This window comes from Akkermansia massiliensis (assembly GCF_023516715.1).
In the GTDB taxonomy this organism is placed as follows: Bacteria; Verrucomicrobiota; Verrucomicrobiia; order Verrucomicrobiales; family Akkermansiaceae; genus Akkermansia; species Akkermansia massiliensis.
In genome coordinates, this window is the sequence record NZ_JAMGSI010000002.1 from 454,765 (window position 1) to 480,473 (window position 25,709).

Here is a 25,709-nt window from a genome sequence, read left to right on the forward strand (position 1 = left end):
AAAAAGAAAAGAATTTATTTTAATGGGGATATTTATGAAGGAGATGTTAACGCTTTAATAAATTATTTTAATGACGATTCAAAAACTTCTTTGAATAATCAAATATCTCCGGAGGAGGCTTTTAAAGCAGCAACAGAAGCTTCTCAACAGAATAAACCTGATGCATTACAATTTGCCGTAATGATTTCACACGGAAAGGGAGAAACAAGAGCTCCAATTTTTGCGGGACAAAATGGAGTAACAATACATCCCTTAATGGAAAAAATTCTAGCGAATAAAAATATTAAAACGATTGCTTGTTTTCATGAAACAGGACATATAAAATCCGTTTATATTTTGTCTCCACTTAGGAGAATATTCAGAGTAAAGACAGGGAATAAAGAATGTAATTTTATTCATTTTTTTACTTCTGATATTACAATTCTTAGAACATCAACGGGACACCATGAACTCAAAACATTAAATCCGAATATGATCAAAATGAATAAATCAAGAGAAGAGATTCTCGAAGAGTGGAAAAAGAAAGAAAAAAATGAAAAAGATATTTGCTAACTGTTTCCGTATTTTCATTTATTGCATACTTATGGGATTACTACCACTTCAGTCGCTCCATGCCAGTGTCGATTTATTCCATATGCCGTCTCCGAATAACAAGACGGTATTGGTGAAAATCAATCCGGAGGCAGTCAGTTGCATCTGCAGCTACCGGCAGTTAGTGGGATGGTGTGAAGAGGAACGGAGCTTTGACTTGGACTCCCAGCTTTGGGGATTGAGTTTTATACTTGGCTGCGGGGAGGAATGTATACAGGCCTACAACCGCAATACGATGCCTCCCCCTCTATTATGGATGATGTTGAGACAGCCTCTTTGCCGTGATTATTTATGGATGGTCACGAGAAATCAACTGCCGGTCGTACAAAAGGAATGGAAATACCTATCTATGTTCCCGGAATGGCCCTGCTCCCGCGGATGGCTTCCGGTTTTAATCATTCCATTCAACCAGGAACTCATTTTCCACAATGGCCGGCAACAGCCTGTAAGCCTGGGAAGCCGCCCTTATTTATGCGTGGTTGTCCAGGGAATCGCCCAGTTGGGCGAATACACCAAAAGGGACCAACATGGAAGGGACAAACGGTACGGCATTTTTTCAACCGTCAACTGGACATTGATGTACGACGTTGAAAACCATTGTTATGCCAATGAATCTCCAGGTACCGTTCAAGTATTTCACTTTAAACCTAAAAGCCATCCCCTGACCACGAAACAGGCTCCCCATATACTTCATTACCATTGTCCCACAATCCCTCCCTTTGATCTTCCGGAAAACATGCCAACACCGGATGAAGTAAAATTTAAATGAATTTTACCTGGAGCACGCCTTCTCTTCCTGGCGGAAGCCGCCTTGCGCTTCAGAGAGAATATAACGATCGTCAAGAGGTCAGTTCTTCAGGGGCGCCGTTTATCAGCATTCCGCGCGCCATCTGGCCTGCTCCGTCTTGTAGAGCTTGCACGTGACGGCGTCCGCCAGAACTTCTAGACTGGCCTCAATGATGCTGTAGGAAACGCCCACCGTGGTCCAAGAAGCGACGCCGTCCGAAGATTCAATGAGAACGCGGACATTGGAGCCGGTGCCGTTTTCTTCCGCCGCGTCCGGAATGTTCGTCCGGGTGGGAGAGAGCACGCGCACCTTGTAGTCGATCAGGTACATTTGCTCCAGTTCCGGGCACTAGCGCGTCAGGGAGCGGCAGAAAGATAGCCGAGTACGGCACCGCCATTCAGCCCGCATGCTTCGCCTACGATGAAGCCGACCATATGGTTACCTTGACTACCTTCAGGGCAGATGAGGGAGACATTACCTCTGATCCTTCCAACCCAACCGACGGAGATACCACCACGGGGCTCTATGACGAAGCCACGGGATTGAAAGTGAAAAAGACCTATGCCGACGGCTCCTCCACAATCAAGACTTACGATAAATTTAACCGTCTGGAGACGCTGACCAAAGCCAGAGGAATCGTCACTACCTACGCCTATGCTCCTCTCACCGGAGAACTTGTCTCCGTCTCCCACAGTGACGATACGCCAGGATGGAAGTTCACCTACAACCACATCGGACAAATGACCTACGTCCGGGACGCCTCCGGCATCAGGGAATGCTCCTACGATGTTTACGGCAACATGATTCAGGACACTTCCTTTGGAACCGTGGAAAGCTCTCTTCAGGAAGAATACGATCCCTTTGGCCGTTCGGCCGGCTGCCGCCTGATGCTTGGAACCCGTACCGTGCAGCACTCCTATCTTGACTACGACTCCAAAGGTGACATCATCGGGATGAATCTGGAAGGTTTGGCATCTTCCTTTACCTGGGAATACGATCCAACCAGCGGCTTCCTCAACCATCTCACCTACCCCAACGGCATGGTCCGCTGCAATACCTACCATCCCAGGCTCAACCTCGTAACCGCCATCGGTTACAGGAAGGGAGCAAATGGTGAATCAGCGGGCCGCCATGAGTACGATTATGACGCCCTGGGGCGTCCCATCCAGCGCCGGGACTCCTGGGATGTCGCCACACCTGCAACCACCAGAAACTTCACCCACAACAGCCGCAGCGAGCTGGTCGAAGACCGGATCAGCCGGGGAAGAAGCTTTATCTATTCCTACGACAACATCGGCAACCGCAAAACAGTCCGGGAACTGGAAGAGGAAGTATCCTACGATGCCAACTGTCTTAACCAGTACGCGGAGATTGCCGGGAGAGAAGAACATTTTACCCCCGTCTACGACGCCGACGGCAACCAGACCCGCATCAGGACCTCGACAGGTATCTGGGAAATCAGTTACGACGCCAACGACCGCCCCATCGTCTTCACCAGCCAGGATGGCAGAACAACCATCACCTGCGGCTACGACTACCGAGGAAGGCGCTTCGAGAAGAAGGCCACCGTCAATGGGGCAGTATCCAGCCATTGCTGGTTCCTGTACCGGGACTATTTGCAGGTAGCCGAGCTGGATTTGACGCATCCCGAACCTTTGCTGGTAAAGAGCTACCTGTGGGACCCGACGGAACCCATGGCAACGCGCATCCTGATGATGACATGCTGGCAGGAGAACGGAATGAAAGTAAAAGAGCATCTCTACTTCATGTACGATGCCTTGAAGAATGTCACTTCCATCTTCGACGGTCAGCAGAAACAACAAGCCCGCTACGAGTATGCTCCCTTCGGAAGTCCTATCACGGAAGAAGGGGATATGGCCCGGGAGAACAAGTTCAGGTTTTCCTGCGAGTTCTCGGATGACGAACTGGGACTTGTCTACTATAATTATCGGCACCTCAATCCAGCAGACGGCAGGTGGATTAACAGAGATCCCATTCAGGAACAGAGTGAGTGGAATTTGTATGGGTTTGTAAAAAACGTGCCCTCATATTTCATAGACCTTTTAGGTAATAGCCCTTATCAAGGATGGGCATTAAATGGATTACAATTACACCCAAGTGCTTATGAAACAGTAGAATATGAGATTAGTATAACCTACCATGCCTTATGTCAAAATGCTACTTGGTGGGATAGAAGAATTAACGATCTATTAGCAAACAAAACAACAAAATCGCCATCTGATTTTAATCCTAACTCTGAATGTCTGTCATGTCAATGTATTAAAAAATTGACTGTTATTATGCATGGGAGTTCTAGTGGTTCTTATCCTAGAGTTTTTGCTTATTGGGGTGATAGAAGACTCCAAGAAAGTAAAAAATCAACTTTAATATCTAATATGTTTAAAAATATTAAATTTTGCTCAGAATGTACTCTCGAATTGAGAAGTTGCCATCTGGGAGAATCTCCTATTCTAAAAGCACGTTTAGAAGCTAATACAAAATGTAAAGTTCTTCTTTACACAGGAAAAGTTAATGCATTTTTTCCATTTTAATTTTTATGAAAAAAATAATAAAATACGTATCCCTCATTATCTTATCTATTTTTACAATATATATCATTAATTTTATCTATATTTTTTTTCATATAAAGCATGGATTGAATAATTTAGAAAGCGAAACATATATTAAAAATCTGGAAATCATTTCATATAAACCAAGCAATGGAATTGATGATAATTTTTATATTTATGAAAAGGAAAGCCTCATTCCAACATTTATTCCGCAAGATATTATCCTCATCAAAAGAAAAGGTGATAAGGTCCAAATATGGTATGGGGGGCGTTTGTCCAAATTCCCCGAATGGTTTCAAATAAATATTGATGCAGCATATGAAGAGAAAAAATGTCATCCATCCACGGACATTAGTTCATATATAGAAAACACATTGTCCCGAGAGGGATTTCTTAAATTAAATTAAAACAATGAATTTTCATATTTATTAAGGGAACTAGCTTAAGCTACTTGATGCTAAGAAAAACCATTGGGAACCTAAAATTATCGACAGTGATAATTACCCCATGCCCCCCTTGCCATGAATCCGATCAAATTCCTCCTTATTCCCGTGGCCTTGTTTTTATGGCTGGGATGTTTCATTGTGGCCGAAGATACCGCACTACCTGATAAGTGGACAACCTTTGGTGAAGGCGAAGAACGGGAACGTTTTTCTAACTGCTTTGTCATTAGTTACCCAGACAGCTTTATCATTGATCCTGCCAGTGGAATTTCGTTTAGTCCCACTATAGGGAGAGATGCTCCTATTCCGGAAGAAAACTTGCATACCCTTATATTACACAATGAAAAAAAATCATTAGAAGTCAGGGCTTCAACCTACGGGTTTTTAACTAAGGAGTTTTATGTCCCGCGTGGTTTTGAGTCTCCAAGGGAAGTCATACTGACTGACTTTTTCAGGAATGCATTGACTACCAAAATTATCAGAACACAGTATTACGATTTGTTCTACAGTGAAACAGACAAGGAAGTATTCGCACTTTACCTGAATCGAATTAAAGGCTGGAATGCAAATTACCAAACACTTCTGTTTTTGTTTAAAAATGGTACCACATTTAAAGATCATGCGAAAATGGTGGAGAAAATTATGAAAAAATTTGTTCCAAGTTTCGCACGTCAAGATTAGTTCGTATGATATCGAAAAGTCATTTGCCCTTATAAATAGAAAAGAGAAGAGCAAAAGTGTGCCTTACGTTATTCGGATTTCCTAACTATCATTTTGCCTTTTAAATAATAATGTAATATATAGCACCGAAAGTGGATTTTAATTTAATTGTTTTCTATAATTTTTAATTGATCAATTAACATATAATATACGCCAATTTCGATAATTCCAGAAGAAATATCCTAATATAGAAGAATATTATATTAAGCATAAATTATTTCTAGAGACATATTTTGAATAAAGCTCCCTGAAATTTAAATCTTTGAATCATTGATTTAAAAAATAGATTGTTCTCTTTCTCTAATCTATGCCTGCATCAATGGCAAAGGGAATACATCAATGATGATTTATATGATTCAATTGTTCCACATAAAAACCTGTTGACTTTTCCATTACCAGAATGAGAGAATTCTCCCAGTACAGAGACATTAGAAACGGAATGAGACTTCAAGTCTCCCAGGCCACAAGCTGTGAGAGGTGTATTATTCCTGATTTCTCTCTTTTTCTTTTACGTCCAGAGCCTCAAAGCGGGCCAGAACCCAGCAAAGATCGGAAAGGCGGTTCAGGAAGAGGGCCGTGTTCACGTTGCTCAAGGCATTGTCCAGCCTCAGTGCCACTACCCGGCGTTCCGCGCGGCGGCAGACGGACCGGGCCAGGTCCAGATAGGCGGAACCCAGTGACCCCTCCTTGCCGGGGCGCGCCCACCCCTTGAAGCGGATGTCGCATTCCTTCTCCAGCAGATGGGCCTGTTCCTCCAGCCATGCTACGTCCTCCGCCGTAATGCGGGCATAACCCTTGGCGTCATACTTGGGCAAATCCTCCTCCAGCGTAGCCAGTTCCCCCATGGCCCCCACCAGGCGCGCCTGAACGCCGTCCAGCATTTCCACCGTCCGGGGGCTTACTCCGGAATGGCGCACTACGCCAATCAGGGAATTCAATTCATCCACCGTTCCGTAAGCTTCAATGCGCGGGGCCGTCTTGGGGCTCCGTTTGCCGAACATCAGGTCCGTTTCTCCGCTGTCTCCACGCTTGGTGATCACGCTCATACCCTGTACCCTACCATGCCTGCGCGGCCCTGCACGCAAAAAAGAAGGCATCCCACCTCGCCAACGGCGCAAATTCGATGTTCCGGACAGCCGTCCATCCGCTGGCCCTGTTCCCAGTACCCAATCACCCGGGGATTTTGTCCATTGTGGTTAAAATATCTTGTGCCATTCCTTTCCAGGGCAGGAACTGCGCCATGACACGTCAACCGTTTGAAACTTTTTCCGATGGCTGTACAACCCCTGCATGACCCGGACCAGAGATGAATTGGCAGCGGAAACCGCACCGCCCGTCAAAGTGCCTCTCTGGACGCGGGGCTACGTCCTGGCCTGCTGCGCCAACCTGATGATGGGGCTGGCCTTCTTCGAACTGGTGCCCGTTCTCCCGCTGTACCTGACGGGGCAGTTGCAGGTTTCCTCCGGCTGGCTGGGCTGGATCATGTCCATTTACGTGCTGGCCGCCATCATTTCCCGCCCCTGGTTCGCGCACCGGGTGGATACCGGGGACCGCAAGAAGATTTACATCACGGTTTATATCCTGCTGGCCCTGTCCTTTTCAGGGTATGCCGTGGCCGCCACCGCCCTGGCGTTTTTCCTGACGCGCTTCGTGCAGGGCTTGATCTGGGGCGGCATGACCACCTCCGGTCCGACGATGGCCGTGGATATCATCCCCCCTTCCCGCCGCGGGGAGGGCCTGGGCTTTTTCGGCATGACGATGACGCTGGGCATGTGCCTGGGACCCGTCATCGGCCTCCAGGTATACCAGCAGTACGGTTTTTACGTGATTACGTGGAGCTCCCTGGTCCTGTGCCTGGCTGGGGCGGGCATCGCCTCCCTCATCCGCGCCCCCAGGCGCCCCGTTCAGGAGTCCGTGCATGAAACGCCCAAAAAGGTGCTGGACCGCCTGGTGCTGCGCGTGGGCATTCCACTGGCGGTGAATGTGATGATCGCCTCTTTCTCCTACGGCGTTGTGGCCGTGTATTCCGCCCTGTACGGGAAAATGTACGGTTTCAAGTATGCCGGGCTGTTTTATGCGCTGATGGGGCTGGGCATGCTGGTCTCCCGGTTCATGGTGGGCCGGCAGATCGACCGCGGGCGCGTGGCGGAACTTTCCGTCATCTCGCTGGGCATCCTGACTGTCAGCTTCGGCGCGCTGGCGTTTGCGCCGCTGGAATGGGTCTATTATACCTCCGCCATCCTCATCGGCTTCGGCTTCGGCATCTTCATCCCCACCTTCCAGACCATGAAGCTGAACATGGCGGACCGCGGCCACCGGGGCGCCGTCAATTCCACGTTTTTCACGGCTTTTGACATCGGGGTGGGCACGGGCATGTTTTTCGGGGGCAAGATTTACGCTTACCTGAACCTGAACTGGGCCTTCGGCGCAGGCGCGCTACTGAATCTGCTGGCGATCGTGTACTTCTACCGCATTTCCCTGGACCACTACCGGAAGAACAAGCTTGGCGTGGATTCGGATTGATTTCTCTTCTGCTATTCCCGTTCCGGAGCGGAAAAAACGTCAATCACGCGCCGGGCGGAAGGCCTCACGCGCAGCAGGCGGGGATTCCAGGCCAGGGAAATACTGCGGGACAGCCTGTCCAGCGCAGGATGGGTGACCTTGACGAATCCCCCGCCCAGCTCCGCCTCCGCCATGCAGGGGAGAACCGCCATGAACGCCCCGCTTTTCAGCATGCGCGCCGCAAAGGGAAAGGACTGCGTTTCACACTGCACCCGCAGCCTGATGCCGAATTCCGCGCAATTCCGTTTCAGCGAGGCATGGAAGCCGGAACCGCTCCCCAGCGTAGCCAGGGGGAACATGCCCAGCAGGCGTGAAAAATCCTCCTCCCTTCCCCGCACCTTTTTTCCGGCCAGGGCCGCGGGCACGTACAGCGCATAATCCATGGAGCAGATGGCCCGGCTTTCCAGCCCTTCCGCCGCCAGCGCGCTGGTGCGCACGATGCCGAAGTCCACATCCATGTTCTGAAGCTTGAGGGGAATTTCACTGTTGCGGATGTTCTCCAGTGCAAAGAGCCACGGCAGGCCGCGCTGCTGGATGTCCGCAAGCACGGGAGCAACCACCCACGCGTGGAGGCTGTCTCCGGCGCCGATGGTGAACCGGTAGGGCAGGTTCCGGCTCCGGCTTTTGAAATCGTCCAGCAGGCACAGGCTTTCGCTGGCCAGGCGCACCAGTTCCCATCCGGACCTGGTAAGCGCCAGCACTTTCCCGCGGCGGGCCGCCAGCTCCACGCCGAAGAATTCCTCCAGTTCCTTGATCTGGCGGGAATACAGGCTTTGCCGTGCGCTGTCCCCGCGCGCGGCGGCGGCAATGCTCCCCGCCTTGGCCACTTCTATCAGGGTTTTCAGGCGGTCCAGGGACAGCCCCCGTTCTGCGAAAAGGTGCTCAAACATAACTTTAAAGTCATATTATATGAATACTTGCATAATGCAAGAGTCAGTAAATGCGCTATGGTAACGGAGTCACAGGGCGCAGCGCCGCTTTCCGCGGCCCCCGCCCTTCAACCAAAAGAAAATAAAACCATGATCACCATCGACGGAAAATACACGGAAGCCCGCGTGTTCACGGATGAACTGGAAGACCTGGCCCGCACCCAGATCAGGGACGTCTGCAACCACCCCGCCTTTGAAGGAAGCCGGGTGCGCATCATGCCGGACGTGCATGCCGGAGCCGGCTGCGTCATCGGCTTCACCGCTGAACTGAAAACGGACAAGGTGATTCCCAACCTGATCGGCGTGGACATCGGCTGCGGAGTGCTTACGGCCAGGCTGGCCGGTCTGCCGGATTTCTCCCGGTTTGACGAACGCCTGCGCGAACGCGTCCCGTTCGGCTGGAACACCCGTTCCGCCGTCCACCAGGCCCTGCTGGATGATCCGGAACTGGATGATGAAATCTCCCGCATCTGCGTGGATGTGCTGAGAACGGAGAAAGACAGGCACCGCCGTTCCGTGGGGTCCCTGGGCGGCGGCAACCACTTCATTGAAATAGCACAGGGAACGGAAGACGCCTTTCTGTGCATCCACTCCGGTTCCCGCAACTTCGGCTTGAAGATTGCGGAGCGCTACCAGAAGATCGCCGTGGCCACTTGCCCGGACGCCTATCTCAAGGAACGCAAGAAAGGCCTTTGCTACCTGCAGGGAGAAGATACGCTGAACTACATGCGGGACATGAAGGTGGCCCAGCGCTTCGCCGCCCTGAACCGCCGCGTGATGCTGCATGAGCTACTGGACGATGCCGCGGACCTGGAAATCTTCGACACCGTGCACAACTACATTGCGGAAGACAACGTCATCCGCAAGGGGGCCGTCCGGGCCGGACTTGGAGAAAAGCTCATCGTTCCCCTGAACATGCGGGACGGCTCCGTCATCTGCATTGGCAGGGGGAACGAGGAATTCAATTCCTCCTCCCCGCACGGCGCAGGCCGCAGCATGTCCCGCAAAAAGGCCAAAGCCAACCTTTCCCTGGAGGAATTCGAAGCTTCCATGCAGGGCATTTTCTCCACCTGCGTCTCCCGCGCTACGCTGGATGAAGCGCCGATGGCCTACAAGGATGGAGAAAGCGTGCTGGGCAACATCCATGAAACGGCGGAAATCGTGGAACGCATCAGGCCCGTGTACAACTTCAAGGCGCCCGAATAACAGGACGCCCCAACGCCCGGCCCCTTCCGGAAAAGATTTTCCGGAAGGGACTTTCGCTAATCTCCGGAACCAGGTCAGGAGCGCGTGGCGGAATAAATCAGCTTATAGGGTTCCGCAGTCTGAATCGGAATGGCGTACACCTTGGAGGTATCATTCCATTCCACGCCGGAAACATCAAACTTCTGGCGGTCATAATAACCCACCACCTTTCCGTTGGTCACTACGCAGAAAGCGGCCGCATTCTCCCCATTCCGCACAATAATCATGCTGTCCTTTTTGGAGGCGCTCACGGACGGGCTGAGCTTCGCGTTCTGCTTGTATTTGGTCCAATACCCGTTGAGCTGGGAACCATGCAGGTTCTGTCCCCACAAATCGACCGTTTTCCCATGCTGGTGCAGGAAAGCGATGCGGAATTTCGGCTTGGGGTACCGCCTGGCGGCGATCCGGGCCTTGGAGGCGCGGGCCATTTCCTCCGTCATCTTGAAGCTGTAATCCCCATACTGGTTCCCTTTGTGGTCAATCGGGACGAACCAATTGAAAATTTCAAAGTCATCAGTAAAGTCCGTCCTGCTGACATTGCAGATGCGTTCATACAGGGCCAGATGAGCCTCGGAAACCTCATACGCCTGCCTGGAAAGCGGCTTGCGGCGCAATGATTCAAACAGCGCAGGATAAAATTCCGGGTTGATGCCCAGCTTATGGAAATACAGGTAGAAGGAATATTGGGCAAAACCCCACTTGGCCCAGCCGTTCAGATCATGGAACGGCAGGCCCTTTACCGCCTCTGACAGCAGGTACTTGCACGGGTTTTCCATGTCGGAGGCCAGTTCATTGCCGTTAATGGGGTTGGTCACCTGGTCCAGGATCAACTGGGCGAAGAAGTTATTGGAGCTTTCAGACATGCTGCGCCAGTTGAACGGATGCTGGTAGCAGTGGCCGACTTCATGCCCGAATCCCCAGAGGCGGTTCCCCTGAAGAACGCCGGGGGCGAGCACTTCATTTTTCAGCGTATTTCCCTGATCCCCGACGCTGTAGCCGCAGTAATACCAGGTGGCGAACATATGGGCTCCGCCTTCTACGGAAACTCCAAGCTGCCGGTTGTTATGCGGCTGGGGATATTTGTCAAAGCCCATGATTTTCCACATGGCCCTGACGCTCTCATCCCACACCCTGACGGATTTCGTGATGGAATCCGGGCTGTAAGCCTTCAGATATTCCGTGTGAAGGATCATCATGGAATACCGCCCCACGATGTCGAACATGCTGTGGGGGGCCTTGCCGATCATCCGCTTCCAGTCCTTGTCCGTGTGCCTCGTCACGTCAAAATATCCGTTCACCGTCCCGCTGCCCACGGGGATGTGCACCTTCACAGGCTTCTTGGGCGTGCTGATATCGGTGTGGTACATCACATAAAGCAATCCCGAACGGTTGATTTTGATTTTGTTTACTCCTTCATTCAGGGGATAGGTGGAAGATTCGATTCCCGCCGGGGAAACGGAAGCCAGCGCAATATCCTCTCCATGGGTGGGACCCACGAATACAAGGATTTCATCTCCTTTCTCCGCAGCAATTCCGGTGGGATTGTCAAATTTGTTCAGGGCGTTGATATTTCTCACCTTGGCGGCAAACTCCGGATGGCTGTAAGCCTTGTAGGACGCAATGCGGAATTCCTTGTCTTCATAGGCGCCGGATTTCACTTTCCGCGCAATGAGCTGCAAAAACTCCGGCAGCGCCTTGAGGTCTGCCAGAGTGCACCTGGGATTGATGGAGGAACAGCTCGTGTCTCTGAACACTTTCAGCAATTGCCGGTTGAGCGTGGATTCCGCCTTTTTGTAAAAACTGATCTCCCGTACGGTAAACGCCGGGGAAGCTCCTTCAGGGTAATCAACCTCCACTTTGATTTTCTGAACTTTCTGAAGAGGGTTTTTAAACCTGATCATTTTGGAGCCGCCTATATCAAACTTTCCAAGGTTCTTCCACGACGAGCCGGACATGGCGGACACGGAAACTTCACTGAAATTGGCTCCGGAAAAGGTGATGTAATGAATGGTGTCCGGCACTTCAAATACAAATTCCCCCTCCACATGCCGCGCTCCGGGAACATGCCAGTTGGCGGATTCCAGAGAACCGTCCACAGCCTGCTTTACGGAATGGCCTCCTGAGTAGGGGGACTGAAGGGAAGAAGCCTCCCTTACTTGAAGCGGGATGTCCTCCGGAACGTCCAGTGAAGGATATTTTTCCGCAAGGGACAAATTCGCGGCAAACATTAAAAAAATGAAAAATAAAAAAAACGGAGATAAAATCAGCTCTCTTTTCATAAATAGTACTGGGCCCTGATGATACTATACATGATTTCCAGCGTGCGTTTTTCATGTTATCCCTGTGATGGCGCAAAATCCCCTGATGCAAGGACGGGATTTTTCCTCTGCTCCACGGTCCAATTCTTTCATGGACCCCCACGGAACATTATGCCATGTTATCCTTCATGAACGGAAGACGGTCCCGTCATCAATCAGGAAACAAGCCGGGCAAATGGATTGCCGTCCTGGCCGTTCCCCTCTTTCTCCTGGGCACGGGACTGTTCTCCTTTTTGTGGAACGTTCCGCTGAATACGCTGAGAGCCGCTCATTCCGCCACAGCGCCTCCCGCAATTCTTATCAGGAAAGCTTCTTCCCCGGAAAATCATCCCATGGCCCTGGACTCCTCCTTCCTGGCCGGCATCCAGCCCTTCCTGGAACATTATGCGGGGTCCGTCAGCAATGCCGGGCGCCTTGACTTCACCACCCATGACCCGCAGGAAGTGGAAATACGGATGGACGGGCTCTCCATCGGCCTGAGCCCTTCCCTGGCGGTTTTCAATTTCCACACCAGGTACGGGTTCAGCATGCAGACGAGCAGAAAACCGGACGCTGCCGACCGGGCGGTTTACCAGTGGCTGAAAAACATGATGCAACCGGAAGAGCCGGAGGAATCGGGGGGACGTTGACACAGGCATCGAACGGAACAGGCTCGGCGTTGTCTAATCCTTCATCTTCCCGGAAAAGCTGTGGAACGGCAGGTTCTTCAGCCAAGGGAGCAACTGCACCCGCACCGGAAGACGACCCCATACAGCGTTTATGAAACGTATTTACCACGGACCATGGACCCTGGCCGGACTGGCATGCGCCATTCTGGCCGCAGTAGCCATGCTTTCCCTGTTCTCCTGCGGAGAAAACGGACAGGCAGGCAACAAAAACAGACATCATATGGACAACAAGGATTTAAAAACGATTTATCTGGCAGGAGGCTGTTTCTGGGGAGTGGAAAAGTACTTCTCCCTGATTCACGGAGTCAAGGAAACGGAAGTGGGGTATGCCAACGGTTCCACTGCCTCCCCCACGTATGAGGAAGTCTGCAGCGGACGCACGGGCCACGCGGAAACGGTAAAAGTGGTATTTGATCCGGAAGAACTCAGCCTCCCGTTCCTGCTGGAACAATACTATTCCATCATTGATCCCGTTTCCGTCAACAAGCAGGGAAACGACAGGGGAGTTCAATACCGCACGGGCATTTATTATACGGATGAGAAGGACAAGCCGATTATAGAAGCCTCCCTGAAACGGCTCCAGCAGCACTTCAAGCAGCCCGTGGCGATTGAAGTTCAACCCCTGCGTCAATTTTCACGGGCGGAAAAATACCACCAGCGCTATCTGGACAACAACCCCGGCGGCTACTGCCATATTCCGCCCGGCAAGTTCCAGGAGGCGGCCCAGGCCAGGGAAGCCGCTCCCGTCTACCGGAAAAAACCGGATGACGAGCTGCGCCGCAGCCTGACGCCCGAGCAATTTGCAGTTACGCGGAACAATGCGACGGAACCTCCCTTCCGCAACGAATATTTCAATAACGACAAGCCCGGCATTTATGTGGACGTTACGACGGGGGAACCCCTGTTTCTTTCCACGGACAAGTTTGATTCCGGCTGCGGCTGGCCCAGCTTCTCCCGGCCCATCAAGGAAGAACTGATTCAGGAAAAACAGGATCTTTCCCACGGCATGCGCCGTACGGAAGTCCGCAGCAAAACGGGGGACGCCCATCTGGGGCACGTCTTCACGGACGGCCCGAAGGACCGCGGCGGCCTGCGCTACTGCATCAACAGCGCTTCCCTGAAATTCATTCCTGAACAGGATATGGAAGCGCAGGGGTATGGAAAATACCTGCCCCAGCTTCGCCGGGAGGCAGCGGACAGAAAATCCGGGGAAAAGTAGCTTATGGAAAAAACGGAAGGTGAACCTCACCTATCCATCAATCCGTTAAAAATCCGGAGGACGAAGTGTGGCCGGATAAAGAACCGGCTCTCGGTTCCATGCAAGATTCCATGCGCACTTATGCTGTAAGACGGGAGACAGGAAACAAAGATGCTGAATGCGGCGTCCCATGCATAAGAGGTTCCGGAAAGGGATAAAAGTAGTACTCCGGAAGAAGATTCATGAAGGCTGCTTCCCGGGCCGCAGGCAGTCAACCAATTCCGGTACGCCTGCGTTTGAAAAAAACGCCCTCCATCCATGCCGCTGCCGATGAATGGAGAGTGGGCAATCGGCAGCAGGCCATGGAGGATTTGGGTTGTTGGGGCAATACGACTTGCAGCAAATGCCGTTTATCTTCATGCCGTTCATTGAAATAGCGACGGCCAGGCGCGTTTTGTGTTAAAAAAATGAGTTTTTTATTTTCAACGCTTTCATCCATCTATTGAAATCGTCCCGATTCTTTGACCATGAACATATCATAAAAATAAAAACCATTTTCTGCCAGCGCCGGATTCCCCTCACCTGCCACAAGAGGGAGGCAAGGAGCTCTTCTCCGCCAACGGTATCCGCCTTCTCCTCCGCGTCACTGCACGATCGTGACGGGAGTACCTACTTTAACGGTCTTGAAAAGCGGCACACAGGAGGAGCGGGTCATGCGGATGCATCCATGTGACTGGGGCGTCTGGAAAACGGGTCCCACGTGCATGCCGATGCCGCTGTCCGTCAGCCGCATGAAATAGGGCATGGAGGCATCATATAAATTGGAGACGTGGTGCACCGCCTTTTCCGTAATGCGGAAATGGCCCACGGGCGTGCGGTGGGAAGCGGTCCCCAGACAGACGGGAAAATCCATGGCTACTTCATCCCCCACCATCAGCTGGCCCCTCTGGCTTCCGCGGCTGATCACCACCCGCGTATTGCCGGGAGTGGCTTTTTTCATAATGTCCTGGTTCATCCACTCGTCATGCACCTCCGTATAATCCACCCCGGCCACCACCACTCTCGTATTCGGCCCGTAAGAAGTCATGGGCATGGTCGTAGGCACCGTCAGGGGCACCATGCGCAAATTCTCTTCCTGCGGCCCTGAACAGGCTGCCAGCACCAGCGCTCCCGCTGCCGCTCCTGCAATAATTGATAAGGTTTTTTTCGCGTTCATCATCTTTAACCCTTTCAGAGGGTTGGACAATGCCGCGAACTTATTTTCAATGTTTCATGACGCACTCTATCAAAATTCCGGCATGCACGCAAAAGGCGGAAACCGGAAAAAAGCGGCCGTCACGACAGCGGAATATTGCGCGCCACGGTAAACAGGGCAAGTACGGCCACGCCGGCGGTCAGCACCCTCAGGAATACGGTCTTGTCCCTGATGAAAAACAGCGTTCCCAGCCAGATGAGCGTGGGAACCAGCAGCACGTTGTACCGCAGGGAATCAAGCCAATGGCCATGAAGCAGGGCATGCAGGGCCCTGGTGGAACCGCAGCCGTAGCAAAGATAACCCGTGGTTTTATAGAAAAGGCACTCCGGCAGCCAGCCGGACCGGGAAGGGTCATCCACCAGCAGGAGCACCGCGCATGCCGCAGCCAGCAGCGCCAGATACAGGAAAAACAGTTTCATTCCATGAAAAAGGCCTGCGGATCTTCGGTTCTCCGCAAGCCTTGGATTCACGAGCCTGGTGAAGCCTTTTATCAGTTGCGCCAGGCAGTCCAGCCGCCGACCAGCATCAGGACGATGCTGAGAATCACGGCAATAAGGCTCATCGTCTTGCCGTTGCTCTTGTCGGGATATTTGTTGAGGCCTATGATGCCCAGAATGAGGCCTACGAGGCTGCATAAAACGGCAAAGACGAGGGCACAAATGGCAAGCGTATTGTTTGGTCTTTCTAACTCAGACATATTCTTTAATCCAGTTTGATTTTTATTGGGGTGCGCACAGCAGGATGCCAGACGCAAATCCTTGCCATCTAAACAAAATGCCGTGCTTCTACAAGTTTTTCCTGGTTCTGTTGTCAGTTCCTGCGCGTCTTACAGGCAAAAACGCCGGAAAAAACCGGCAGCACGCGTGCAAAAAGGAATTTCCACGCTTGCGGGAGAGGGGGAAAAATCCTCCCCCCGTCACACAGAGTCCTTGCCTTATCATATTTGGCCTGTATAGTACCCGCGACTGCCAGGAGGGCAGCCGCCTGTTTACAGTTAACCCTCTATTCCGCATCATGACCAAGATTGCCAAGAGCACGTTCACCACGGGAACCGGAACCCCGGGACAGTTTTATTCACTGCCAGCCCTGTCGGAAAACGGCTATCCCCGCCTGAACCGTCTTCCCGTTTCCATCCGGATCGTTCTGGAATCCCTGCTCCGCAATTGCGACGGCCTGAAGGTAACGGAAAAGGATGTGGACAACCTGGCCTCCTGGAACGCCAAAAATCCCGGTTCCTATGAAATCCCGTTTACGGTGGCCCGCATCGTCCTCCAGGACCTGACGGGCGTTCCGCTGCTGGTGGACCTGGCCGCCATGCGCTCCGCCGTGGCCGGACTGGGAAAAGACGCTTCCGTCATTGAACCGCTGGTTCCCGTGGACCTGGTGGTGGACCACTCCGTCCAGGTAGACTGGGCAGGCCGCACGGACGCCCTGGAAAAGAACCTGGACATCGAGTTCCAGCGCAATGCGGAACGCTACGAATTCCTCAAATGGGGCCAGCAGGCTTTCCAGACCTTTTCCGTAGTGCCCCCTTCCGTGGGCATTGTCCACCAGGTGAATCTGGAATACCTGGCGCAGGGCGTCATGGAAAAGGACGGCGTTTATTTCCCGGACACCCTGGTAGGGACGGATTCCCACACCACGATGATCAACGGCATCGGCGTCGTGGGCTGGGGCGTGGGCGGCATTGAAGCGGAAGCCGGCATGCTCGGCCAGCCGGTCACCTTCCTGGTGCCGGAAGTAGTGGGCGTCCACATGACGGGGGAACTCCGTGAAGGAGTGACCGCCACGGACCTGGCGCTCCATGTCACCCAGATGCTGCGCAGCCACGGCGTGGTAGGCAAATTTGTGGAATTCTTCGGGGAAGGAGCGGCGGCCCTCCCGCTGGCGGACCGCGCCACCGTAGCGAACATGGCCCCGGAATACGGCGCCACCATGGGCTTCTTCCCCATGGACGAACGCTGCTCCGACTACCTGCGCCAGACAGGCAGGAGCGAGGAAGCCATCGCCACGTACGAAAACTACTTCAAGGCCCAGGACCTGTGGGGAATGCCCCGCAATGGAGAACTGGACTACACGGTTCAGCTGGAACTGGACTTGTCCACCGTGGAACCCGCCGTTTCCGGACCCAGGCGCCCGCAGGACCACATCCGCCTGGCCTCCATCAAGGACAGCTTCCGCAAGCTCGCCGGCATGCCCGCGGCGGAAGGCGGTTACGGCAAAAAGGAATCCCCGGCGGTCAAGGTCACCATGCACTCTCCGGCTGGCGTTCCCGTTCCGGTGGAAGGCTTCAGCCAGGAGGCGGAATTGAAAGACGGCAGCATCCTCATCGCCGCCATCACCTCCTGCACCAACACCTCCAATCCGGGCCTGATGCTCGCCGCCGGGCTGCTCGCCAAAAAAGCGGTCGCGCTGGGCCTGCAAGTGCCGCCGCACGTAAAAACGTCCATTGCGCCGGGCTCCCGCATCGCTTCAGACTACTTTGCGGCCAACCAGCTCCAGGAATCCCTGGACGCCCTGGGCTTTGAAACCGTCGGCTACGGCTGCACCACCTGCATCGGCAACTCCGGACCGCTGAATCCGGAACTGGAACAGGCGGTCAGGAACAATGACATCGTGGCCGCCTCCGTCCTCTCCGGCAACCGCAACTTTGAAGCGCGCATCCATCCTTCCATCAAAACCAACTTCCTGATGTCCCCTCCGCTGGTCGTCGCCTTCGCGCTGGCCGGACGCGTGGACATCGACTTCCAGACGGAACCGCTGGGCACGGACCGCAGCGGGAAGCCCGTCTTCCTGAAAGACCTCTGGCCCAGCTCCGGGGAAATCGCGGAAGCCGTCGCCAAATCCCGCAATCCGGAAGCGTACCGGGAACTATACACCATCACGCCGGACAAAAATCCACGCTGGGCCGCCGTGTATGCGCCGGAGGGCTCCGTCTTCCAGTGGAATGAAAACTCCACCTACATCCAGGACCCGCCCTTCTTCTGCGGCTTCAACGGCCAGCCCCGCACGCTGGCGGACATCCGGGACGCCCGCCCCCTGGGCATCTTTGGCGACTCCGTGACTACGGACCACATCTCCCCCGCCGGAGCCATCCGGGAAACGGGCCCCGCCGGGCTGTACCTGCAAGGCATGGGGGTGGACAGAAAAGACTTCAACTCCTTCGGCTCCCGCCGCGGCAACGACCGCGTGATGACCCGCGGCACCTTCGCCAACGTCCGCATCAAAAACCTGATGGTGGACGGCACGGAAGGCGGCTATACGCTGTACTTCGGCAACCGCTCCATTCCCGCCCCGGACAAGAAAATAACCCCTGCCGCCGGAACCCCCGCCTTCATCTATGATGCAGCCATGGCCTACGCGCAGGACGGTGTTCCGCTCATCGTCATCGGCGGAGAAGACTACGGCATGGGCTCCTCCCGCGACTGGGCGGCCAAGGGCACGAACCTGCTGGGCGTCAAGGCCGTCATCACCAAGAGCTTTGAACGCATCCACCGTTCCAACCTCATCGGCATGGGCGTGCTGCCCCTCAACTTCGCCGACAAGGCGGACTACGACCGCATCGCCCCGTTGAAGGACGCCACCTTCTCCATCCTGGGGCTGGACAACGGCATCGCCCCGCGCCAGCAGGTCACGCTACGCGTGCAGCCCGCAGACGCGGAGGCGTTTGACGTGCCCGTCATCGTCCGCATTGATACGCCCATTGAAAAGGAATACTACCTGGCGGGCGGCATCCTGCAATACGTCCTCACTCAAATCCTCAAATAACGCGGCTTGGCCGGGCTTTTCCGGCGCCGCATCCTTTCCAGACGGGCCGCCCTTCCCCCCGAAGGCGCGGCCCGTCTGGCGCCTTCCTCTCCGGGAGCACCCGCAGCTCCATGACACGGCTTGATTAGTTCACTTGAACTAATTCCAAATTCTGCTTGCAATCCTTCCGGGCTGTTTCTAGAACAAACACATGGAATATAGATCTGTCTGGACGGGCTTTCTTGCCGTATTCGCCGCCCTGGCGTTCTGCAGCTGCTCGCAGAACGATAAAATGAGACCGCCGGCCGTCTCCTTCAAAATTCAAAAAGCCCCGGTAGTCCCCCGCACGTCCAACCAGATGGGCCGTGAGGTGGGCATCCGCGTCTCCTACATGCCCAAAAGCACGTATGCCCGCAGGCATGCGGCCTCCATGCGCCCCCGCTTCATCACCATCCACAGCACCGCCAACCCCAAGGGAGACGCCAACGCCCATTCCCGCTACCTGAACAGCGGCAAATCCCGCAGCCTGAACTGGCACTTCACGGTGGACCAGTTCGGCGCGTACCAGCACATTCCCACGACGGAAACGGGCCACCACGCGGACCACTCCGGCCCGGGCGACCAATACTCCGTAGCCATTGAAATGTGCGAATGCACCACGCACAACCCCGTCGTCATCTACAACAAGACAGCCAAGCTGGCGGCCCTGCTGATGATGCGCTACAACGTCCCCCTGCGCAACGTGGTGCCCCACAACTACTGGTCCGGCAAGAACTGCCCCGCCCCGCTGATGACCAACGGCCGCCCCGGCTATAAATGGAGCTGGTTCATCTCCCGCGTGGACTATTACTACCGCTGCCTCCAGGCCGGGAAATAATCCCTCCCCCTTTCTGCCGCGCATGCCGCACTCATGACAAGGCGTTCTCTTTACCGTTTCCGGCGGAGGGTGCTTCATGAAGAGTATGAAAATCATCACTTCCCCCGGAGATACGCAGCGGCTGAGCAACGGCCTCCCCATTCCCGGCATCGGTTACGGAACCTACCTGGCCCCGGACGACACGTCGGGAACCCGGAGCATTCTTGACGCGCTGGAAGCAGGCTACCGCCTCATTGACACAGCCAGCGTATACGGCAATGAAAAAACGGTGGGGCGCGCCGTCAGGGAAAGCTCCATTCCGCGGGAGGAAATCTTCATCACCAGCAAAGTCTGGAACACGGACCAGGGTTATGAAAGCACCCTGAGCGCTTTTGACGCCTCCCTGAACCGCCTCGAAACGGATTATCTGGACCTGTACCTGATCCACTGGCCCATCCCCGCCGGATATGAGAAGGACTACAGAGATCTGAACAGGGAAACCTGGAAAGCCATGGAGCGCCTTTACAAGGAGGGCCAGGCAAGGGCCATCGGCGTCAGCAACTTCCTTCCCCGCCATTTGGAAGCCCTGATGGAACAAGCCGATACCATCCCCATGGTGAACCAGCTGGAAATCAATCCCAGGTACCACCAGACGGAAGCGGTCGCCTTCTGCCGGGAACACGGCATTCTGGTGGAATCATGGGGCCCCCTGGCCCGCGGAGGCGTACTGGAGGAACCCGTCCTGCGCCGCATCGCGGACAAGCATAAAAAATCCGTAGCCCAGATATGCCTCCGCTGGGAACTCCAGCGCGGCATCGTGCCCCTCCCCAAATCCGTGCATGCGGACAGAATCAAAGCCAACCTGGACGTTTTCGGCTTCTCCCTGGACGGAGAAGACATGGCCCTTATTGACACGCTGGACGCCCCCGGGCACTACTCCATTCACCCGGACCATCTTTCCGAGGAGTAATCTTTCCAGAAAAGATTCAAGGACGGACTATTCTCTTCGCTTCCTGGCGGATTCCACCAGGCGTTGGCGAGCTTCCTGCCTGGCACGGAATGCCTGTTCGCGTTTTCTTTCCTCCGCCAGCGCCGCTTTCTTTTCGGAATCACGGAGTTTCCCGTAAAGCAGCGGGTTCATGGCGGCCTCGTCCTCCGGGCCTTCATGGTGGTACACGGGCAGCCCGTCCGCGGCCAGCGCCACATGGTAGTAACGGCCGTCCTCCCTGGAGTCCCGGCCTTTTTTGTCCAGGCGGGAAAGAATCACGGCATACCCCAGTCCCGGAGCGTTCATCAGCTTCCGCTGGTCGTCAAACAGGGCGGCAACGCGCATGTTGTCGTAGTCCAGCTTCATGATGCCGCAGACCATTTTGCCCTCCGTATTCCAGTACATCACCAGCTTCTTTTTTCCCAGGGAATTGGGCTTGCACGTTTCATAGGCTCCCTTGACGGGGCGGCTTTCCATGGACAGGGAGTAGTCCGCATTGCTGTAGGATTTTGTCTCCCTTGCGGCGAGTCGTTCGCCCGGAGGGAGCAGGGAGGAAACGGGAGCGCGCATTTCCGTCCGTTCCTCAGGCATGTATTTGGAGGGAATGAGCAGGCCTTTTCCGGTATCGTAATAGGCGTAAAGGCTTCCCTGGTCCAGAACCATGTCAAAGTTTTTCTGCCCCCTCCCGCTTTCCGGGCGCGCCTGCGGGCGGCAGTATTCCTGGATTCGGAACGGAGGGCCCTTGATGGCGGAAAGGGAGGTGGTACAGACCAGCCCGTCCACCTTCCTGGTTCCCGTCAAGGTTCTGGTGGGGTTTTTCCGGGCCGCTTCATTATAGCGGGGAGTGATGTCTTTTTCCACCGGCGTCCACGTTGCTTTTTCCAGTTCCTTCATCAGGAACGGCCAGAGCATCGCGGCCAGCTTCAGGTCCCGGCGCGCCGCCGTGCCCGTTAGGGAAGCCGCCAGCGCCGCGTCTTCCTCATCCAGGCGGTTCAGCGGAATTTCCACACGTTTCCGCCCCGTTTTAAGCGCCAATCTGGAACCCGTGCAGGATTGAAAACTGCCTTTTACCACATCTCCGAGCTTGGATATCCATTCCCGTTCGCCCGGAAAGGCATATTCATCAGCCGGCGCACAAACCGCGCCGCACCATACCAGCACAGCAAGCAGAAGGAGTTTCATCGTCAGGAACACAGGGTTGCAACTGCAACCCTAACAACAGGGCCGGCCGGATAAAAGCTTTTAATTGACCGCCGCTGCATCGGGAACCCGGAACAAGAAAGGGGAAAACGGCCTCATCACATGTCATCCGGAGGCCATGCAGGGCCGATAAGGGCCGGAAGGCCCTTTTTCCCGGGCGGGAGACCGTGACAAACCGGGGGGAATTGGAAGAAGCAAGGGAAACTGAATTTGGCTTGCCCGGGAGTGAGGAGCTCCCGCCCCTCATCATTCCCTCCAATCAGCGGCCTCATGCCACCCTGACCGCGCATCCGGAGAAAATCCTCGGACCGCAGTTATTGCTTCTTCCCTTTTTTAGGAGCCGCCTCTGCCGTTTTAGCGCTTCTTCCCGCGCCTTTCCCGGCAGTTTTGGGCGTCCTGGCCGTTTTGGAAGCCGAAGCTTTTTCCTTGTCTTCCGACTTGGCCGCAGCTTTTTTAGCCGGATATTTCTTTTCCCGGGGCGGGAATTCAAAGCCGATCTTGCCCGTCTTCGCATTGAAGACCAGATAAGCGTCAAACGGGCGCTTGGTGCGCTGGGAGATGAAGCCCTTCATCAGGTCGGACTTTCCTTCCGCCAGAATCTTCAACACCTGGTCCAGCGGAATTTCACGGCCCAGGATGGTCCGGGAAACGGAGACGGCGGCATTTTCCTTTCCAATGGCCAGGGAAGGGACTTTCCAGGCCTTGGCCGTTTCCATCACATCGTGTTCCCCCATGTCCGGGATGGTGACGGAGGCCACTTTCACGGCTTCCTCCGTCCCGGCGGCTTCGTCCTCCTCCCGTGCCGGGAAGTAGAGCGTGGCGCGGAACTTGTCGTTGAGCTCCAGCCCCGCTTCAAAGGGTTTGCCGAACCGGGAGGTGAATCCGTGGAGGATTCCCGTCTTGCCGTCCACAATGAGGGTTTTCAGCTCTTCATCCGTCATGTCGCGGCCGGAGATGACCTTGCGGATGCTGAACTTGCAGGAACGGCAGGAAACGGCGTCCAGCGTGTTTTTCAGGCCGTGGGCATGGCAGGACGGGCAGTCCAGTTCCATTTCCGGCAGTTCCACCTGCTGCTGGGCTTCCCGGAAGTCTTTCACTCTCTTTACGATTTCCCCGGTCAGAGTCTTGATGCCTTCCATGAAGGAGTCCCTCGGCAGGGCGGCCTGCTCCATCTGCTTGAGCTTGTATTCCCATTCCCCGGTGAGGCTGGGGGAGGTAAGCGTTTTCAGCCCGATGCGTTCCAGCAGGGCGATCAGTTCAATCCCGCGGCGCGTCGCCAGAAGCTCGCGGCCGTCCCGGACAATGTATTCCTGGGAAATCAGGCCTTCAATGATGGAGGCGCGGGTGGCGGGAGTGCCCAGGCCGCGTTCGCTCATGGCGGCGGCCAGTTCTTCGTCATGCACCAGCTTTCCGGCGCCTTCCATGGCGGCCAGCAGCGTGGCTTCATTGTACCGTGCGGGCGGCTTGGTCATGGCGTTGCGGATTTCAATTTCACGCACGGCAGCCTGTTCCCCGTCATGGACGGGCACCAGCTCTTCCTTGGAAGAACTGCCCGCCTTGCGTCCGTAGACGGCCTGCCAGCCCGGTTCCACCAGCACGCGCCCCGTGGTTAGGAAGGCGTCCGTCACGCCGCCCTGGTGGGCAATGAGCGTGGTTCTGCGCGTGTCCTCAAACACGGCGGGGGGGAAAAAGACGGCCAGGAAGCGGGCCATGACCATTTCAAAGAGTTTCTGCGCGTCTCCGGTAAGCTTTTCCATCTTGCCGGTCGGGATGATGGCGAAGTGGTCGCTTACCTTTTTCGTGTCAAACACGCGCCGGTTGGGCTTGATGCGCTTGTTGTCCAGGATGTCCTTCGCAAAAGTGGCGAATTCCGGGTCCTGCTCCGCCACCGTGCCCACGATGCCGTAGACCTTGCCCAGATAGTCCTCCGGCAGGTAGCGGGAGTCCGTACGGGGATAGGTGAGCACCTTGTGCTTTTCATAGCACTCCTGGGCCAGCTGCAGCGTGCGCTTGGCGGAAAAGCCGTAGCGGTTGGCGGCTTCCCTCTGGAGGGAGGTCAGGTCATACAACAGCGGGGCGATGGTTGTGACGGGTTTCTTTTCCTCCGTCACCGTGCCGGATTTGCCGCGGCAGCGGTCGCGGATGACGGTCGCCTGTTCCGGGTCCCAGATGCGTTCCGCGCGGGACTGCGGGTTGTCGTCCTTTTTCCAGTCCCGGTCAATCCAGCGGCCGGAGTAGGAGCCGGACTGCACGCCGAATTCCGCCCACACTTCCGAATAGGGCACCGGTTCAAACGCCTGGATTTCCAGTTCCCTCTGCGTCAGAATGGCCAGCGTGGGGGTCTGCACGCGTCCGGCGGGGGTGACGTTGAAGCCTCCGCGGGATTGCAGGATGGTAAGGGCGCGGGTGCTGTTCAGGCCCACCAGCCAGTCTGATTCGGAACGGCACACGGCGGCGTTCGTCAGGGGCTGCATGTCGGCCTCGCTCCGCATGCTGTGCCACGCATTCAGGATGGCTTCATCCGTCATGGACTGCATCCACAGGCGGCGCGCAGGCTTGGTCCATTTTCCGTAACGCACCAGGTTGTGGAAAATGAGCTCCCCTTCGCGCCCGGCATCGCATGCGTTGACGATTTCCGTCACGTCCTTGCTTTTGGCGAGCTGGAGAACCTTTTTCAGGCGGTCTTCCGACTGTTTGATGGGTTCCAGTTCAAACGTCCTGGGGATGACGGGCAGATAGTCGAACTTCCATGGCAGGGACTTGCCGCCCTCCGTCATGGGCTTCTTCTGTTCCAGCAGGTGGCCCACGGCGGACGTGATGATGGCCCGGTCATTCTGGTAAAACGCGCCGGATTTGTCCCGGGTGAATTTCCCAAGCTCCTTGCCGAGGACTCTCGCCAGATCAGTGGCGACGCTCGGCTTTTCTGCTATAATTAACGTTTTGGACATATCGGCGGCTCGGAAAAATAGAAGTGGTAAACAGTGGCGGCAACCTTTCCCGCATCTGCGGCGCGTTGCATTTGGAGGTGAATTCCTACTCCCCTACCCCCCATGCTTGTCAATAACCAATTATGTATTTACGGGAAAAGCGAGCTTTTATGTCAGAATAACGGATTTTCCCGCCTCCATTTTCCGGAAAAGCCGCGCTGGCACCTTGCCAGCCATCTTACGCCATGCTATTTGTGGGATGATGAAAACGAGCCTTCCTTTCGTCCTGCTTCCCGCCTGCCTCGCGCTGCTGGGGGCCTGTTCCCCCACGCCGTCCGACCGCATCGCGAAGAATATGCAGGCCTATGAACAGCTTCCGAAGGAGCAGCAGGCCAAAGTGGCGCGCGGAGAGCTGGAAAAGGGCATGTCCCCCATGGCGGTCCTGCTGGCATGGGGGGAACCTGAACAGAAGATGGCAGGCCGGATGAACGGGAAGAATACGGAACGGTGGATTTACACGCGGAGCGGCACGGGCTGGTCCGTGGGCCTGGGCGGAGGCGGATTCCGCAGCAGGGATTCCGGGGTAGGCACCGGGATAGGCGTCACGATGCCCCTGGGCAGCCGTCCGCCCGTTTCCTATAATGTCCTGTTTGAAAATGGAAAGGTCATCGGCTGGGAAGCCGTCAATGGCTTTTAAACGGCATT

The 25,709-nt window shown here is 55.0% G+C and carries 23 protein-coding genes; 13 read left to right on the forward strand and 10 right to left on the reverse strand.

Annotated elements, in window-relative coordinates:
• Positions 1-90: 90 nt before the first annotated feature.
• Positions 91-552 carry a hypothetical protein gene (locus tag M8N44_RS09605; RefSeq protein ID WP_146021141.1) on the forward strand — a complete coding sequence of 154 codons (462 nt, stop codon included), beginning with the start codon at positions 91-93 and terminating at the stop codon, positions 550-552.
• A 31-nt stretch (positions 553-583) separates the two neighbouring features.
• Positions 584-1,360 carry a hypothetical protein gene (locus M8N44_RS09610; RefSeq protein ID WP_146019651.1) on the forward strand — a complete coding sequence of 259 codons (777 nt, stop codon included), beginning with the start codon at positions 584-586 and terminating at the stop codon, positions 1,358-1,360.
• Positions 1,361-1,462: 102 nt separating this feature from the next.
• On the opposite strand, the gene M8N44_RS09615 is transcribed toward M8N44_RS09610, so the two are convergent.
• Positions 1,463-1,708, reverse strand: coding sequence for an alpha-isopropylmalate synthase regulatory domain-containing protein (locus M8N44_RS09615; protein WP_102722262.1), 246 nt, complete (start codon positions 1,706-1,708; stop codon positions 1,463-1,465).
• 104 nt (positions 1,709-1,812) lie between these two features.
• Between M8N44_RS09615 and M8N44_RS09620 the strand changes: the two genes are divergently transcribed.
• The 3 genes from M8N44_RS09620 (at position 1,813) to M8N44_RS09630 (ending at position 5,072) form a co-directional block, all read left to right on the forward strand.
• On the forward strand, positions 1,813-3,930 hold the full coding sequence (locus tag M8N44_RS09620; RefSeq protein ID WP_102728558.1) for an RHS repeat domain-containing protein: 2,118 nt from the start codon (positions 1,813-1,815) through the stop codon (positions 3,928-3,930).
• Between the two features lie 104 nt (positions 3,931-4,034).
• Entirely contained in the window at positions 4,035-4,355 is a 321-nt protein-coding gene (locus M8N44_RS09625) for a hypothetical protein (protein WP_146019650.1), read from the forward strand.
• 114 nt (positions 4,356-4,469) lie between these two features.
• Positions 4,470-5,072: a hypothetical protein gene (locus M8N44_RS09630; RefSeq protein ID WP_102728557.1), complete on the forward strand. Its 603-nt coding sequence runs from the start codon at positions 4,470-4,472 to the stop codon at positions 5,070-5,072.
• Between the two features lie 521 nt (positions 5,073-5,593).
• Here the strand turns inward: M8N44_RS09630 and M8N44_RS09635 are convergent.
• Entirely contained in the window at positions 5,594-6,157 is a 564-nt protein-coding gene (locus M8N44_RS09635; RefSeq protein ID WP_180971007.1) for a cob(I)yrinic acid a,c-diamide adenosyltransferase, read from the reverse strand.
• 244 nt (positions 6,158-6,401) lie between these two features.
• Between M8N44_RS09635 and M8N44_RS09640 the strand changes: the two genes are divergently transcribed.
• On the forward strand, positions 6,402-7,634 hold the full coding sequence (locus tag M8N44_RS09640) for an MFS transporter (protein WP_102722237.1): 1,233 nt from the start codon (positions 6,402-6,404) through the stop codon (positions 7,632-7,634).
• A gap of 11 nt (positions 7,635-7,645) precedes the next feature.
• Here the strand turns inward: M8N44_RS09640 and M8N44_RS09645 are convergent, their stop codons facing one another.
• Complete coding sequence (locus M8N44_RS09645) at positions 7,646-8,563, reverse strand: LysR family transcriptional regulator (protein ID WP_102722236.1); 918 nt, start codon at positions 8,561-8,563, stop codon at positions 7,646-7,648.
• A 129-nt stretch (positions 8,564-8,692) separates the two neighbouring features.
• Between M8N44_RS09645 and M8N44_RS09650 the strand changes: the two genes are divergently transcribed.
• Positions 8,693-9,808 carry an RtcB family protein gene (locus tag M8N44_RS09650; protein WP_102722273.1) on the forward strand — a complete coding sequence of 372 codons (1,116 nt, stop codon included), beginning with the start codon at positions 8,693-8,695 and terminating at the stop codon, positions 9,806-9,808.
• Between the two features lie 74 nt (positions 9,809-9,882).
• Here M8N44_RS09650 and M8N44_RS09655 read toward each other — a convergent pair whose 3' ends face one another.
• Entirely contained in the window at positions 9,883-12,075 is a 2,193-nt protein-coding gene (locus tag M8N44_RS09655) for a M60 family metallopeptidase (RefSeq protein WP_180975208.1), read from the reverse strand.
• A gap of 218 nt (positions 12,076-12,293) precedes the next feature.
• On the opposite strand from M8N44_RS09655, the gene M8N44_RS09660 reads away from it, so the two are divergent.
• Positions 12,294-12,794: a hypothetical protein gene (locus tag M8N44_RS09660; RefSeq protein ID WP_146019165.1), complete on the forward strand. Its 501-nt coding sequence runs from the start codon at positions 12,294-12,296 to the stop codon at positions 12,792-12,794.
• A gap of 130 nt (positions 12,795-12,924) precedes the next feature.
• A complete protein-coding gene (msrB, locus tag M8N44_RS09665; protein ID WP_102728555.1) occupies positions 12,925-14,052 on the forward strand; it encodes a peptide-methionine (R)-S-oxide reductase MsrB in 1,128 nt (375 codons plus the stop codon).
• Positions 14,053-14,302: 250 nt separating this feature from the next.
• Here msrB and M8N44_RS09670 read toward each other — a convergent pair whose 3' ends face one another.
• The 4 genes from M8N44_RS09670 to M8N44_RS09685 form a co-directional block, all read right to left on the reverse strand.
• Entirely contained in the window at positions 14,303-14,530 is a 228-nt protein-coding gene (locus M8N44_RS09670) for a hypothetical protein (protein WP_146019166.1), read from the reverse strand.
• A 144-nt stretch (positions 14,531-14,674) separates the two neighbouring features.
• Positions 14,675-15,250 (reverse strand): L,D-transpeptidase, encoded by a 576-nt coding sequence (locus tag M8N44_RS09675; protein ID WP_215451306.1) that lies wholly within the window; start codon positions 15,248-15,250, stop codon positions 14,675-14,677.
• Between the two features lie 116 nt (positions 15,251-15,366).
• Positions 15,367-15,705, reverse strand: coding sequence for a DUF2752 domain-containing protein (locus M8N44_RS09680; RefSeq protein WP_022396799.1), 339 nt, complete (start codon positions 15,703-15,705; stop codon positions 15,367-15,369).
• 71 nt (positions 15,706-15,776) lie between these two features.
• The gene (locus tag M8N44_RS09685; RefSeq protein WP_022396800.1) at positions 15,777-15,983 is read right to left on the reverse strand and encodes a hypothetical protein; all 207 of its coding nucleotides are present in this window, start codon (positions 15,981-15,983) and stop codon (positions 15,777-15,779) included.
• Positions 15,984-16,300: 317 nt separating this feature from the next.
• Here M8N44_RS09685 and acnA point away from each other — a divergent pair, with 317 nt between their 5' ends.
• From acnA to M8N44_RS09700, 3 genes are all read left to right on the forward strand, one after another.
• Positions 16,301-19,054: an aconitate hydratase AcnA gene (acnA, locus tag M8N44_RS09690; RefSeq protein WP_102728554.1), complete on the forward strand. Its 2,754-nt coding sequence runs from the start codon at positions 16,301-16,303 to the stop codon at positions 19,052-19,054.
• 190 nt (positions 19,055-19,244) lie between these two features.
• Complete coding sequence (locus M8N44_RS09695) at positions 19,245-19,910, forward strand: peptidoglycan recognition protein family protein (RefSeq protein WP_022396802.1); 666 nt, start codon at positions 19,245-19,247, stop codon at positions 19,908-19,910.
• 85 nt (positions 19,911-19,995) lie between these two features.
• Positions 19,996-20,859, forward strand: coding sequence for an aldo/keto reductase (locus M8N44_RS09700; RefSeq protein ID WP_218957692.1), 864 nt, complete (start codon positions 19,996-19,998; stop codon positions 20,857-20,859).
• A 27-nt stretch (positions 20,860-20,886) separates the two neighbouring features.
• On the opposite strand, the gene M8N44_RS09705 is transcribed toward M8N44_RS09700, so the two are convergent.
• Entirely contained in the window at positions 20,887-22,059 is a 1,173-nt protein-coding gene (locus M8N44_RS09705; protein WP_102728552.1) for a hypothetical protein, read from the reverse strand.
• A 332-nt stretch (positions 22,060-22,391) separates the two neighbouring features.
• Positions 22,392-25,025 (reverse strand): DNA topoisomerase III, encoded by a 2,634-nt coding sequence (gene topB, locus M8N44_RS09710; RefSeq protein WP_102728551.1) that lies wholly within the window; start codon positions 25,023-25,025, stop codon positions 22,392-22,394.
• Positions 25,026-25,263: 238 nt separating this feature from the next.
• Between topB and M8N44_RS09715 the strand changes: the two genes are divergently transcribed.
• Positions 25,264-25,701: a hypothetical protein gene (locus M8N44_RS09715; RefSeq protein ID WP_102722226.1), complete on the forward strand. Its 438-nt coding sequence runs from the start codon at positions 25,264-25,266 to the stop codon at positions 25,699-25,701.
• Positions 25,702-25,709: the final 8 nt, after the last annotated feature.